Raw genomic sequence first — 14,025 nt, forward strand, 5'->3', positions numbered from 1 at the left:
AAATAAAAAGATTCGAGGTGTTGCATGTCCCAGTTAGAAACCCAGACTCCTGCCGCGCCCGCCATGGTGCGGCTGCCCCTCTTGCAACTGATTCTGGTTGGCCTGCAACACGTCTTGCTGATGTACGGCGGCGCCGTGGCCGTGCCCTTGATCATTGGCCAGGCCGCGGGCCTCGGCCGTGAAGAAATCGCCTTCCTGATCAACGCTGACCTGTTGGTCGCCGGCATCGCCACCCTGGTGCAGTCGTTCGGCATCGGTCCGCTGGGCATCCGCATGCCAGTGATGATGGGTGCCAGTTTCGCCGCCGTCGGCAGCATGGTCGCCATGGCCGGCATGCCGGGGATCGGTTTGCAGGGCATCTTCGGCGCGACCATCGCCGCCGGGTTCTTCGGCATGCTCATCGCGCCATTCATGTCCAAGGTGGTGCGCTTTTTCCCGCCACTGGTGACCGGCACCGTGATCACCGCAATTGGCCTGTCGCTGTTTCCCGTCGCCGTGAACTGGGCCGGGGGCGGCAGCGCCGCCGCAACGTTCGGCTCACCGGTGTACCTGGCCGTGGCCGCGCTGGTGCTGGCCACCATCCTGCTGATCAACCGCTTCATGCGCGGCTTCTGGGTGAATATCTCGGTACTGATCGGCATGGGCCTGGGCTACGCATTGTGCGGCGTTATCGGCATGGTCGACCTCAGCGGCCTCGCCCAGGCGCCGTGGGTGCAGGTGGTGACGCCGCTGCACTTCGGCATGCCGAAGTTCGAGTTGGCGCCGATCCTGTCGATGTGCCTGGTGGTGGTGATCATCTTTGTCGAATCCACCGGCATGTTCCTTGCCCTGGGCAAGATCACCGGCCAGGAGGTCACGCCAAGGATGCTGCGCCGCGGCCTGCTGTGTGATGCCGGCGCGTCATTCTTCGCCGGTTTCTTCAACACCTTCACCCACTCCTCGTTCGCGCAGAATATCGGCCTGGTGCAGATGACCGGCGTGCGCTGCCGCTCGGTCACGATCATGGCCGGGGTGTTTTTGATGGTGCTGAGCCTGTTGCCCAAGGCCGCCTATCTGGTCGCCTCGATTCCGCCGGCGGTACTGGGCGGCGCGGCCATTGCCATGTTCGGCATGGTGGCGGCGACCGGCATCAAGATCCTGCAGGAGGCCGACATCGCTGACCGGCGCAACCAGTTGCTGGTGGCGGTAAGCATCGGCATGGGCCTGATCCCGGTGGTGCGCCCGGAATTCTTCGCGCAATTGCCGTCGTGGCTGAGCCCGATCACCCACAGTGGCATCGCCATGGCCACCCTCAGCGCGTTGTCCCTGAATATCCTGTTCAACATTCTCGGCGGTGCCGAGCGCCCTGCCGTTGAGCACGCCCACACCTGACCCATGCCCCATTGTCGCCCGGTGCGCGCTGTAACGGCGCACTTGAGCCCCGACGTGGGAGCCAGTATTCTCCGCGCCCGCTTGAATCGACGGTTTTTTACCGCCTTGGCGCGGCTTTTGCTGTAGCCATAAAGCTGACCAATCAGACGAGTTTTCAGCAAATCCAAAGACGCCACATCAGAGCGCCAGATTAGAAAAACCATAAAACTTTAACTCGGGAGCACCGAATGAAACCTATGTTCAAAGGCCTGATGCTGGCGGGATCCCTGCTGGCCGGCGGCCAAGCCGTGGCCGGTGATGTGTTGCAGTGGCAGAACAACAGCCTGACGTATCTGTGGGGCAAGAGCTTTACCGTCAACCCGCAGATCCAGCAAACCGTCACCTTCGAACATGCCGACGCGTGGAAGTACGGCGACAACTTCTTCTTCCTCGACCGCATCTTCTACAATGGCAAGGAAGACGGCAACGTCGGTCCGAACACCTACTACGGCGAGTTCAGCCCGCGTTTGTCGTTCGGCAAAATCCTCGACAAGGACCTGTCATTCGGCCCGATCAAAGATGTCTTGCTGGCCTTCACCTACGAGTTCGGCGAAGGGGATAACGAGTCGTACCTGCTGGGCCCCGCGTTTGACTTGAATATTCCGGGTTTCGACTATTTCCAGCTGAACTTCTACCAGCGCCAGACCGAAGGCAACCGCCCGGGCGACGGCGTGTGGCAGATCACCCCGGTGTGGTCATACACAATTCCCGTCGGCAGCTCAGACGTATTGATCGACGGTTTCATGGACTGGGTGGTAGATAACGACAAAAACGCCCGTGGCACCTATCACGCCAACCTGCACTTCAACCCGCAGGTCAAATACGACCTCGGTAAAGCGCTGCATTGGGGTGACAAGCAGTTGTATGTAGGTTTTGAATACGACTATTGGAAGAACAAGTACGGGATCGAGGACAGCGGCGCCTTCAAGTCGACCCAGGACACCGCAAGCTTCCTGGTGAAATACCACTTCTGATCAAACACCGCAGTTCGAATGTGGGAGGGGGCTTGCCCCCGATGGCAGTGTGCAAGTCAACAAATCCAGTGACTGACACACCGCTATCGGGGGCAAGCCCCCTCCCACATTCAGCTCTACACATTCAGCTCTGCGTCAGGCCGAGGAACCGGGTTATTTCCTCACGCTTGGCCAGCGCATCCTTGCGCCCCAATTCGATCAGTTCGCTGCAATACCCCGCCTCGAACAGCAAGTAACTCAACACCCCCGCCCCGCTGGTTTTGGTCGCCCCAGGCCCACGCAGGAACATGCGCAACGCCGCCGGCAGTTCCTGGCGATGGCGTGCCGCGATTTCGTCGATCGGCTGACTGGGCGCAATCACCAGCACTTCCACAGCCGCCAGCCCGGGCGAGACATCGCTGAATTGATTCAAGCGTTCCAGCAATTCGATATCGCTTTCCAGGCTGTCAATGAAGGTGCTGTTGAGCATGTGGCCGCCGATCTGAGCCAGGCTCGGCTGCTGGCCGGTATAGGTGCGCGGCATCGAGGGTTCGTTGCCGCGCGGGTTACCGCTGACGCCCACCACCAGCACGCGGCTGGCGCCCAGGTGCAAGGCCGGGCTGATCGGGGCCGACTGGCGCACGGCGCCGTCACCGAAGTATTCCTGGTCGAGTTTCACCGGGGCGAACAGCAGGGGAATCGCTGAGCTGGCCAGCAAGTGCTCAACCGTGAGTGGGGTCGGCACACCGATGCGCCGATGGCGCAGCCAGGGGTCGATGGTCCCGCCGCCTTGATAGAAGGTCACCGCTTGCCCGGATTCATAGCCGAATGCGGTGACCGCCACGGCGTGCAGGTGTTTGCGCTGGATGGCTTCGTCGATGCCCGCCAGATGCAGTTTGTCCTGCAGCAAATCGCGCAGCGGTGAACTGTCGAGCAACGCCACCGGGAACTGCCTGCCCAGGCCCAACAGGCTATGAAAGAGGAAGCGACTGGCCTGGCGAATCACGCCCGGCCAATCGCTGCGCAGCACCAGATGGCTGCGAAAGCCCTGCCAGAATGCGGTGAGGCGTTCGATAGCGGCGGTGAAGTCCGTCGCGCCACTGGCCAGAGTGACCGCATTGATCGCCCCGGCCGAAGTGCCGACGATCACCGGGAAAGGATTGGGCGCCCCCGGCGGCAGCAACTCGGCAATCGCCGCCAACACCCCTACCTGATACGCCGCACGTGCCCCGCCGCCGGAAAGAATCAAGCCTGTGACCGGTTCAGCTGAGCGCATTGCGTCACTCCATGTGGCGAAAAATTGGGCTTAACAACGTCACATCATTGTAGGAGCGAGCTTGCTCGCGAAGATCGCCAACGATTACGCGTACATCCTAGGTGAACGCGGTGCTATTGGGTTTTTCGCGAGCAAGCTCGCTCCTACAGTGACAGCAGGATTATCGACGGCGTTTTTCGTACAGCTTGGGTTCGCCCGGTGGCCGGCTCTTGAAGCGGCGGTGGGTCCACAGGTATTGCTCGGGACACGCGCGCACCGACGCTTCGACCCACTGGTTGATGCGCAAGCAGTCTATCTCGTCCGTTTCGCCGGGAAAATCGCTCAACGGCGCATGAATCACCAGGCGGTAACCGCTGCCATCGGCCAGGCGTTCCTGGGTGAACGGCACCACCAGGGCCTTGCCCAGACGCGCGAACTTGCTGGTGGCGGTGACGGTAGCGGCCTGGATGCCGAACAGCGGCACGAAGATACTTTGCTTGGCGCCGTAGTCCTGGTCCGGTGCGTACCAGATCGCACGGCCGGCGCGCAGCAGCTTGAGCATGCCGCGCACGTCGTCGCGCTCCACCGCCAGGGAATCGAGGTTGTGGCGCTCGCGGCCACGGCGCTGGATAAAGTCGAACAGCGGGTTGCCGTGCTCGCGGTACATGCCATCGATAGTGTGCTTCTGCCCGAGCAGGGCAGCGCCGATTTCAAGCGTGGTGAAATGCAGGGCCATCAGAATGACGCCCTTGCCTTCCAGATGCGCCTGCCTCAGATGCTCCAGGCCCTCGACATGGGCCAGGCGCGCCAGACGCGGTTTGGGCCACCACCAGCTCATCGCCATCTCGAAAAAGGCGATACCGGTGGAGGCGAAATTTTCCTTGAGCAGGCGCTTGCGCTCTTTGGCGGATTTTTCCGGGAAACACAATTGCAGGTTGCGTGCGGCGATGCGGCGGCGTTCACCGGCCACCCGATACATGCCGGCGCCCAGCAGGCGACCAATGGTCAGCAGCACGCGGTACGGCAGTTGGGTGACCAGCCACAACAGGCCCAGCCCCAGCCATAATGGCCAAAAACGCGGGTGAAGAAATACAGCTCGAAAACGCGGGCGATCCATTACAGATTCCGGTAAAGACAAGGGCCGCGCATTCTACAACGGTTCGACTCGGCTTGCGGCGGGTGAGTGTTCTCGTTATAAGTCTCGACACTTTTCGTGACAAGCCGCTTTCGCCGACCATGAGCCAAACCGAACCGCTAGACCAAGATCCCGTGTTCCAGCTGAAAGGCAGCATGCTCGCCATTACCGTGCTGGAACTGGCCCGCAATGACCTCGACGCCCTCGACCGCCAACTGGCCGCCAAGGTCGCCCTGGCGCCGAACTTTTTCAACAATGCGCCGCTGGTGCTGGCCCTGGACAAACTGCCAGCAGGCCAGGGCGTCATCGACTTGCCCGGGCTGATGCGCGTATGCCGCTCCCACGGCCTGCGGACCCTGGCCATTCGCGCCAGCCGTATCGAAGACATTGCCGCAGCCATCGCCATTGAACTGCCAGTATTGCCGCCGTCCGGTGCCCGCGAGCGTCCGCTCGAACCATCGGTCGGTGAAGAGAAGAAAAAACCGGAAAAACCACCTGAGCCAGTGATCAGGCCGACCAAGATCATCACCTCGCCCGTACGCGGCGGGCAGCAGATTTACGCCCAGGGCGGCGACCTTGTGGTGGTGTCCTCGGTCAGCCCCGGCGCGGAACTTCTCGCCGACGGCAACATCCATGTATACGGCCCGATGCGCGGCCGCGCCCTGGCCGGCATCAAGGGCGATACCAAAGCGCGTATTTTCTGCCAGCAGTTGACCGCTGAGCTGGTTTCCATCGCGGGTCAGTACAAGGTTTCCGAAGATCTGCGCCGTGATCCACTATGGGGCGCTTCGGTACAGGTAAACCTGTCGGGCGATGTGTTGAACATCATTCGTCTTTAACGGATACTGCCGCATTTTCCAAGCATCTCTAGACTCTGATAGCAAAGCGAAACTGGCAATACTTGCGTAGGACTATTTGGAAGTTGGCGTTTCCCTTGGGCAAACCCTGGCTTTTCCCTACAAAGGCTGTCCGCCTGCAGCGAGTTTCAAGAGATGTTTTTCAGGGACTGAACGTCCTTTTTCCTTAGGGGTGAAACACCTTGGCCAAGATTCTCGTGGTTACATCCGGCAAGGGTGGTGTGGGTAAGACCACCACCAGCGCCGCTATCGGTACCGGCCTCGCTCTGCGCGGCCACAAGACAGTCATCGTCGACTTCGACGTCGGTTTGCGTAACCTCGACCTGATCATGGGCTGCGAACGCCGCGTGGTGTACGACTTCGTCAACGTGGTGAACGGCGAAGCCAACCTGCAACAGGCCCTGATCAAGGACAAGCGCCTTGAGAACCTGTACGTGCTGGCCGCCAGCCAGACCCGTGACAAGGATGCGCTGACCAAGGAAGGCGTAGGCAAAGTCCTCGCCGAGCTGAAAGAAACCTTCGAATACGTGGTATGCGATTCACCGGCCGGTATCGAAACCGGTGCTCACCTGGCGATGTACTTCGCCGATGAAGCGATCGTCGTGACCAACCCGGAAGTGTCCTCGGTCCGTGACTCGGACCGTATGCTTGGCCTGCTGGCCAGCAAGTCCCAGCGCGCCGAGAAAGGCGAAGACCCGATCAAGGAACACCTGCTGCTCACCCGTTATAACCCTGAGCGCGTCAGCAATGGCGAAATGCTCGGCGTTGAAGACGTCAAGGACATCCTCGCCGTGACCCTGCTGGGTGTGATTCCGGAATCCCAGGCCGTGCTGAAGGCTTCCAACCAGGGCGTGCCAGTGATTCTCGACGACCAGAGCGACGCCGGCCAGGCATACAGCGATGCCGTCGACCGTCTGCTGGGCAAGACCGTGGAACACCGCTTCCTCGATGTAAAGAAGAAGGGATTCTTCGAGCGTATCTTTGGAGGCAACTAAACAATGAAATTTCTCGACTTCTTTCGCGCCAACAAAAAACCCAGTACCGCATCGGTCGCGAAAGAGCGTCTACAGATCATCGTGGCGCACGAACGCGGCCAACGCAGTACCCCGGACTACCTGCCAGCCTTGCAGAAGGAACTGGTCGAGGTGATCCGCAAGTACGTCAATATCGGTAACGATGACGTGCATGTCGCCCTGGAAAATGACGGCAGCTGCTCGATTCTGGAACTCAATATCACCCTGCCTGATCGTTGATCGAACAGGCGGCCGCCACGGCGGCTCTGCGACCTGGCCCTGCACTGCTGTAGGAGCGAGCTTGCTCGCGAAAAACTCGACGACACCGCGTTCATTCAGGCGAAACGCGGTGGCCTCAGGTTCTTCGCGAGCAAGCTCGCTCCTACAGCGTGAGGGGACAGTCAGTGGAGCCGCCGTTGGCGTTTGTTACGAGGCTGTTTAATGCCGCTGTCCAACATCCATATCCTGCATCAGGACGACGCTGTCCTGGTGGTGAACAAGCCGACCCTGCTGCTCTCGGTGCCCGGTCGCGCCGACGACAACAAGGACTGTCTGATCACCCGCCTGCAGGAAAACGGCTACCCCGAAGCCCGTATCGTCCATCGACTGGACTGGGAAACGTCCGGCATTATCCTGCTGGCGCGAGACGCCGACAGCCACCGCGAACTGTCCCGCCAGTTTCACGATCGCGAAACAGAAAAGGCCTACACCGCCTTGGCGTGGGGCCAGCCGGAACTGGACAGCGGCAGCATCGACCTGCCCTTGCGCTATGACCCACCGACCAAGCCACGCCATGTGGTCGATCACGAATTCGGCAAGCACGCACTGACCTTCTGGAAAGTGCTGGAGCGTTGCGGCGACTGGTGCCGCGTGGAACTGACGCCGATCACCGGGCGCTCGCACCAGTTGCGCGTGCACATGCTGTCCATCGGCCACCCGCTGCTGGGTGACGGCCTGTACGCCCACGAGCAGGCGCTGGCGGCCTGGCCGCGCCTGTGCCTGCACGCGAGCATGCTCAGCTTCACCCACCCGCAAAGCGGCGAACGGCTGCGCTTCGAGTGCCCTGCCCCTTTCTAAGGTGTGAACACGGTCAAATGTGGGAGGGGGCTTGCCCCCGATGGCGGTGTGTCAGTTATAAATATTCGCCTGACACTCCGCTATCGGGGGCAAGCCCCCTCCCACATTTGTTCTGTGCACTTCTGGCCATCGAACGGTAAACTCCGCGCATTGCTGTCTGGAGCTATTTATGCGCGAAGCGTTGAATCAAGGCCTGATCGACTTCCTCAAGGCCTCCCCTACTCCTTTTCATGCCACTGCCGCCCTCGCCCAGCGCCTGGAAGCGGCCGGTTACCAGCGTCTCGACGAGCGCGACACCTGGACCACCGAAGCCAACGGTCGCTATTACGTGACCCGTAACGACTCCTCGATCATCGCCTTCAAACTGGGCCGCCACTCGCCGCTGCAGGACGGTATTCGCATGGTCGGCGCCCACACCGACAGTCCATGCCTGCGGGTCAAGCCGCAGCCCGAGCTGCAACGCCAGGGTTTCTGGCAGTTGGGCGTGGAAGTCTATGGCGGCGCCCTGCTGGCCCCGTGGTTCGACCGCGACCTGTCCCTGGCCGGCCGCGTGACGTTCCGTCGCGATGGCAAGGTCGAAAGCCAATTGATCGACTTCAAGCTGCCGATCGCGATCATTCCCAACCTGGCCATTCACCTGAACCGTGAGGCCAACCAGGGGTGGGCGATCTATGCCCAGACCGAACTGCCGCCGATCCTCGCGCAATTTGCCGGTGACGAGCGCGTGGACTTTCGTGCCGTGCTCACCGAGCAACTGGCGCGCGAGCATGGGCTCAATGCCGACGTGGTGCTCGACTACGAGCTGAGCTTCTACGACACCCAAAGCGCAGCGGTGATCGGCCTGAACGGCGACTTCATCGCCGGCGCGCGCCTGGACAACCTGCTGTCGTGCTATGCCGGGCTGCAGGCCCTGCTCACCAGCGACACCGAAGAAACCTGCGTGCTGGTATGCAACGATCACGAAGAAGTCGGCTCCTGTTCGGCGTGCGGTGCCGATGGCCCGATGCTGGAACAGACCCTGCGCCGCCTGCTGCCCGAGGGTGAAGAATTCGTACGCACCATTCAGAAATCCCTGTTGGTGTCGGCGGACAACGCCCACGGCGTGCACCCGAACTACGCCGAGAAACACGATGCCAACCACGGCCCGAAACTCAACGCCGGCCCGGTGATCAAGGTCAACAGCAATCAGCGCTACGCCACCAACAGCGAAACCGCCGGGTTCTTCCGCCACCTGTGCATGGCCCAGGAAGTACCCGTGCAGAGCTTCGTAGTGCGCAGCGATATGGGCTGCGGCTCGACGATCGGACCGATCACCGCCAGCCACCTGGGAGTGCGCACCGTGGACATCGGCCTGCCGACGTTTGCCATGCATTCCATTCGGGAGCTGTGCGGCAGCCATGACCTGGCGCATCTGGTGAAGGTGTTGGGTGCGTTCTATGCGAGTCGCGACCTGCCCTGACCTGCCAGGCTGACTCGGTCAAAAATGTGGGAAGGGCGGTGCGACGATTCGACTAGCCCCCGATGGCAGTGGATAAGTCACCAGATGCAGTGACTGACACTCCGCCATCGGGGGCAAGCCCCCTCCCACATTTGCACCGGGCTCGACACAAAATACCGGTCGGCTCTAAGGCCGCCGCGCTTTTGATCTTGATCTTAGGCGCCCCGTTAAACCACGCTGGCCGAACGCAGGCTTGAATCCGTGGGTAACCCGGCAGGACGCCGGGTTAGCCGCACTGGGCCAGGGATGGCCCATTGCGGCGGCCCACGGATTCAAGCCTTCGTTCGGGCACACCGAGCCTAAGCGAGGTGCCGAGTGGTGGGGCAAGAGCGTTTTGCTTACTTTTGCGCTTTTCAAAAGTGAGCCGCCGTCAGGGCGGAACCCTAAGCAGCCGTTACCGCAGAAACGGATATGTACTCGGTCTGATCCAACACCCTGGTCGGCCCAGAGGCCGCCATCGGGGGCAAGCCCCCTCCCACAATGATCTGCATCACCTGCACTTTCCGCAATCGGGCCTAGACTTGTCAGAACTTCCACTGCGACAAGGCCGTCACCCCCATGATCTCCATGTCCTCGTTCCACACCCTGCTGATCCCCATCCTGATCGGCATGATCATGCTCGCCGTCGGCTTCAACTTCCGTGACAAACCCCTTGGCGTATTCGGCATGTGGGTCGGCATGCTGCTGATTTTGGGAACCGTGGTGTACAAGATCCTCGCCAAATTGGCGCAATGACACTCGCATCTGGCATAGCGGCCTCGTACACTCGGTCAATTCGTCGTTTTCAAGGTTGACCGCCTCGTGCTTTCCCGTCTGTTTGCCCTGCCCCGCTACCTGCTGATCACCCTGCTCATGTTGCTGCCGCTGACGTCCGCCCAGGCCGTGGGCCTGCCCGGAATGCTGGGCGGCTCCACCAAGGCCCAACCCCAGGCCGAGGTGCCCCTGGGGCAGTCGCTGGACGAGGTGATCAAGACCCTAGAGAACGACCAGCAGCGCACCCAACTGCTCAGCGACCTGAAGAAGCTGCGCGCCGCCACGCAAAAAGCCCAACCGGCCGCCGAACTCGGTGTGCTCGGCCTGATCGGCAGCACGTTGTCGGGCTTTGAACAGCAGTTCTCCGGTGCCGACAGCCCGCTGGGGCGCTGGTCCAATGAAGTCGACCTGGCCAAGGATGAACTCAGCGCACTGATGCTGCCGGCCAACGAATGGCTGCCGATCATTTTTGGCTTCGCGGTGATCCTGGCGGTGTGGAGCCTGTTGGCCGCCGCGCTGATCTGGCTCAGCCACCGCGTGCGCGAGCGCTTCGGCCTGCCCGAGGAACTGCCGCAACACCCGCGCACCTGGGACATGCTGCGCTTCGCCCTGCGCAAGCTGGGGCCGTGGTTGATCGCCTTGGTGATCACGGTTTACCTGAGCTACGCCCTACCTTCGTCCCTGGGCAAATCCCTGGCGATGGTGCTGGCTTACGCGCTGGTGGTCGGCACCTGTTTCTCGGCGATCTGCGTGATTGCCTTCTCCGTGCTCGACGGCCCGCACCGCCACCGCGCCCTGTATATCCTGCGCCACCAGGCCTTCCGCCCATTGTGGTGGATCGGCAGTTTTGCCGCCTTTGGCGAGGCCCTGAGCGACCCGCGCCTGGTCGCAGCGCTCGGCCAGCACCTGGCGCATACGGCCGCGACGGTTGCCAATGTCATGGCCGCGCTGTCCACCGGTGTCTTCATCCTGCGCTTCCGTCGGCCGATCGCCCACCTGATCCGCAACCAGCCGCTGTCGCGCCGTCTGACCCGCCGCGCCCTTACCGACACTCTCTCGATCATCGGCACCTTCTGGTACTTGCCGGCGTTGTTGCTGGTGGGCATTTCGCTCTTCGCCACTTTCCTCTCCGCCGGCGACACCAGCACCGCCCTGCGCCAGTCGCTGCTGTGCACGGTGCTGCTGGTGTTGTGCATGGTGATCAACGGGCTGGTGCGACGCCACGCGCTCAAACCGCAACGCGGGCACAAGCGCCATGCGCTGTATTCCGACCGTTTGAAAAGCTTCGTCTACACCCTGGTGCATCTGGTGGTGTGGCTGGTGTTTATCGAGTTGGGGCTGCGGGTCTGGGGCCTGTCGATGATTCGCTTTACCGAAGGCGACGGCCATGAAGTCAGCGTCAAGCTGTTCGGTCTGGGCGGGACCTTGCTGTTCGCCTGGCTGATCTGGATCCTCAGCGACACCGCGATCCACCACGCCCTGACCCGCTCGCGCAAAGGCCTGGCCAATGCACGGGCGCAGACCATGATGCCGCTGATCCGCAACGTGCTGTTCGTGACCATCTTTATCATCGCCGCCATCGTCGCCCTGGCGAACATGGGCATGAATGTCACGCCGCTGCTGGCCGGTGCGGGTGTCATCGGTATCGCCATCGGTTTTGGCGCGCAGTCGCTGGTGGCGGACCTGATCACCGGCCTGTTCATCATTATCGAAGACTCACTGGCCATCGATGACTACGTGGACGTCGGCGGTCACCTGGGCACCGTCGAAGGCCTGACCATTCGTACCGTGCGCCTGCGCGATATCGATGGCATCGTGCACACCATTCCGTTCAGCGAAATCAAGAGCATCAAGAACTATTCCCGCGAATTCGGCTACGCGATCTTCCGCGTCGCGATCCCCTACAACATGGAGATCGACGACGCGATCAAGCTGATGCGCGATGTCGGCCAGGCCATGCGCAATGACCCGCTGCAACGCCGCAATATCTGGTCGCCGCTGGAGATCCAGGGTGTGGAGAGTTTTGAATCAGGCAGCGCCATCCTGCGCGCGCGGTTCAAGACCGCGCCGATCAAGCAGTGGGAAGTGTCGCGGGCGTTCAACCTGTCGCTCAAGCGACACCTGGATGAAGCCGGGCTTGACCTGGCGACGCCGCGCTTGAGTGTGCAGGTGGTGACGGGGGGACAGGAAAAAGAAAGGCCTGAAGTCAACGCGAATTAATTGTGGGAGGGGGCTTGCCCCCGATGGCGGTGTGTCAGTTGATGCATCTGTAACTGATCCACTGCCATCGGGGGCAAGCCCCCTTCCATATTTTTGATCGGCGGTGGTTACGCGAGTGCAGCGCCATCCATCTTCTGACGCAGGCTCAGCGGACGCATATCCGTCCAGTTTTCTTCGATATAGGCCAGGCACTCTTTCTTCATGCCGCTCTTGCCCACGGTGCGCCAGCCCTCCGGCACGGCCTTGTAGTCGGGCCAGATCGAATATTGCTCTTCGTGGTTGACCACTACCTGAAACAGGATGTCGTCGCGGTCAAATACTGAGGTCATTGCGGTTCTCCGTCGCTCAAAGGCCGGCTGCGCACCATGCGCAGCACTGATATCTGTAGAAACGTATCAAGGCCCGGGAAAATTAGACGCCGGCGACCGCCGCCGCCAGGGCGCGCCCGAAGATCTCGGCGACGTGATCGATCTCGGCAGCGGTAATCACCAGCGGTGGCAGGAAGCGCACCACACTGCCATGGCGCCCACCCAACTCGAGAATCAGGCCGCGCTTGAGGCATTCACGTTGCAATTGCGGCGCGAGCTGGCGATGCACTGGCGGATGGCCCTGGATGTCACGCGTGCCATCGGGGTCTACCAGCTCCACGCCGAGCATCAGCCCACGTCCGCGAATATCCCCCAGGTGCGGGAAGTCGCGCTGCAGAATGCGCAGATGTTCGCCCAGGCGCTTGCCCATCGCCGCCGCATGCGCAGGCAGGTCATGCTCCTTGAGATAGCGCATCACCGCAGACCCCGCCGCCATCGCCATCTGATTGCCACGGAAAGTGCCGGCATGCGCACCCGGCAGCCAGGTGTCGAGCCAGTCGCGGTAGACCACCACCGCCAGCGGCAAACTGCCACCAATGGCCTTGGACATTACCACCACGTCGGGGATGATCCCCGCGTGTTCAAAGGCAAACATTTTGCCGGTGCGGCCAAACCCACTCTGGATCTCATCGACGATCAGCGCGACACCCGCCTGTTCGGTGATGCGTCGCAAGCCGCGCAACCAATCGAGATCCGCCGGCACCACGCCGCCCTCGCCCTGCACCACTTCGACGATCACCGCCGCCGGCGGCAACACGCCGGCTTCGGGATCGTTGAGCAGGTTTTCCAGATAATGCAGGTTGACCCGCACCCCTTCCGCGCCCCCCAAGCCGAACGGACAGCGGTAGTCATAGGGAAATGGCAAGAATTGCACGCCATTGCCGAGCAACGCGCCCAGGGGTTTCTTCGGCCCGAGGCTGCCCATCAGGCTCAACGCGCCCTGGCTCATGCCGTGATAACCGCCCTGGAACGACAACACCGTACTGCGCCCGGTGGCGGTGCGTACCAGCTTCAAGGCCGCTTCCACCGCATCGGTGCCGGTAGGTCCGCAGAACTGGATCTTCGCCTCCCGCGCCAACTCCGGCGGCAACAGACCGAACAGGTCCTGCACGAACTGATCCTTGACCGGCGTGGTCAGGTCCAGGGTGTGCAACGGCAACTCGTCGCTCAATACCTGTTGAATGGCCTGGATCACCACCGGGTGGTTATGCCCGAGCGCCAGCGTGCCGGCACCGGCCAGGCAGTCAATGAAACTGCGGCCTTCCACGTCTTCCACATAGATACCCTTGGCACGCTTGAGCGCCAGCGGAATGCGCCGCGGGTAGCTGCGAGCGTTGGACTCCTGCTGGCGCTGACGGGCCAGCAGCGGGGTTTCGTCGAACTGGTAAAGCGTTTCGCTGGCGTGCACAGGCGCGGCTTCGATGGCGCTGGTGGCGACTGACATCTCTCGATCCCTCAGGTGGTGATCCGTGGGGGTGGGGAATAC

The 14,025-nt window shown here is 61.8% G+C and carries 13 protein-coding genes; 9 read left to right on the top strand and 4 right to left on the bottom strand.

Translation table 11 applies throughout. The features are described from left to right. Positions 1-24: 24 nt before the first annotated feature. Together MRY17_RS17540 and MRY17_RS17545 are read left to right on the top strand one after the other, a co-directional pair. Positions 25-1,371 carry a nucleobase:cation symporter-2 family protein gene (locus MRY17_RS17540; protein WP_243352590.1) on the top strand — a complete coding sequence of 449 codons (1,347 nt, stop codon included), beginning with the start codon at positions 25-27 and terminating at the stop codon, positions 1,369-1,371. A 227-nt stretch (positions 1,372-1,598) separates the two neighbouring features. Further along, complete coding sequence (locus MRY17_RS17545; RefSeq protein ID WP_243352591.1) at positions 1,599-2,384, top strand: outer membrane protein OmpK; 786 nt, start codon at positions 1,599-1,601, stop codon at positions 2,382-2,384. Positions 2,385-2,508: 124 nt separating this feature from the next. Here the strand turns inward: MRY17_RS17545 and MRY17_RS17550 are convergent, their stop codons facing one another. Together MRY17_RS17550 and MRY17_RS17560 are read right to left on the bottom strand one after the other, a co-directional pair. After that, positions 2,509-3,639 (bottom strand): patatin-like phospholipase family protein, encoded by a 1,131-nt coding sequence (locus MRY17_RS17550; RefSeq protein ID WP_243352592.1) that lies wholly within the window; start codon positions 3,637-3,639, stop codon positions 2,509-2,511. Positions 3,640-3,799: 160 nt separating this feature from the next. Then, positions 3,800-4,735: a lipid A biosynthesis lauroyl acyltransferase gene (locus tag MRY17_RS17560; RefSeq protein ID WP_181282310.1), complete on the bottom strand. Its 936-nt coding sequence runs from the start codon at positions 4,733-4,735 to the stop codon at positions 3,800-3,802. Between the two features lie 119 nt (positions 4,736-4,854). Here MRY17_RS17560 and minC point away from each other — a divergent pair, with 119 nt between their 5' ends. The 7 genes from minC to MRY17_RS17595 all read left to right on the top strand — a co-directional run bounded on the left by minC (position 4,855) and on the right by MRY17_RS17595 (position 12,171). Next, positions 4,855-5,592: a septum site-determining protein MinC gene (gene minC, locus MRY17_RS17565; protein WP_181282311.1), complete on the top strand. Its 738-nt coding sequence runs from the start codon at positions 4,855-4,857 to the stop codon at positions 5,590-5,592. A gap of 200 nt (positions 5,593-5,792) precedes the next feature. After that, on the top strand, positions 5,793-6,605 hold the full coding sequence (gene minD / locus MRY17_RS17570) for a septum site-determining protein MinD (protein WP_017737535.1): 813 nt from the start codon (positions 5,793-5,795) through the stop codon (positions 6,603-6,605). 3 nt (positions 6,606-6,608) lie between these two features. Next, on the top strand, positions 6,609-6,863 hold the full coding sequence (gene minE / locus MRY17_RS17575) for a cell division topological specificity factor MinE (RefSeq protein ID WP_003175252.1): 255 nt from the start codon (positions 6,609-6,611) through the stop codon (positions 6,861-6,863). Between the two features lie 201 nt (positions 6,864-7,064). Further along, positions 7,065-7,700, top strand: a complete 636-nt coding sequence (locus MRY17_RS17580) for an RluA family pseudouridine synthase (RefSeq protein ID WP_057721392.1) — start codon at positions 7,065-7,067, stop codon at positions 7,698-7,700. Between the two features lie 169 nt (positions 7,701-7,869). Continuing rightward, complete coding sequence (locus MRY17_RS17585; protein ID WP_243352593.1) at positions 7,870-9,159, top strand: M18 family aminopeptidase; 1,290 nt, start codon at positions 7,870-7,872, stop codon at positions 9,157-9,159. A 597-nt stretch (positions 9,160-9,756) separates the two neighbouring features. Then, the gene (locus MRY17_RS17590) at positions 9,757-9,933 is read left to right on the top strand and encodes a hypothetical protein (protein ID WP_243352594.1); all 177 of its coding nucleotides are present in this window, start codon (positions 9,757-9,759) and stop codon (positions 9,931-9,933) included. A 66-nt stretch (positions 9,934-9,999) separates the two neighbouring features. Continuing rightward, the gene (locus tag MRY17_RS17595) at positions 10,000-12,171 is read left to right on the top strand and encodes a mechanosensitive ion channel family protein (protein WP_191952107.1); all 2,172 of its coding nucleotides are present in this window, start codon (positions 10,000-10,002) and stop codon (positions 12,169-12,171) included. A gap of 107 nt (positions 12,172-12,278) precedes the next feature. Here MRY17_RS17595 and MRY17_RS17600 read toward each other — a convergent pair whose 3' ends face one another. Together MRY17_RS17600 and MRY17_RS17605 are read right to left on the bottom strand one after the other, a co-directional pair. After that, the gene (locus MRY17_RS17600; protein WP_057721389.1) at positions 12,279-12,500 is read right to left on the bottom strand and encodes an MbtH family protein; all 222 of its coding nucleotides are present in this window, start codon (positions 12,498-12,500) and stop codon (positions 12,279-12,281) included. 82 nt (positions 12,501-12,582) lie between these two features. Continuing rightward, positions 12,583-13,983 carry an aspartate aminotransferase family protein gene (locus tag MRY17_RS17605; protein ID WP_243352595.1) on the bottom strand — a complete coding sequence of 467 codons (1,401 nt, stop codon included), beginning with the start codon at positions 13,981-13,983 and terminating at the stop codon, positions 12,583-12,585. Positions 13,984-14,025: the final 42 nt, after the last annotated feature.

The sequence above is a fragment of the Pseudomonas orientalis genome (genome assembly GCF_022807995.1).
Taxonomy (GTDB): Bacteria; Pseudomonadota; Gammaproteobacteria; order Pseudomonadales; family Pseudomonadaceae; genus Aquipseudomonas; species Aquipseudomonas orientalis_B.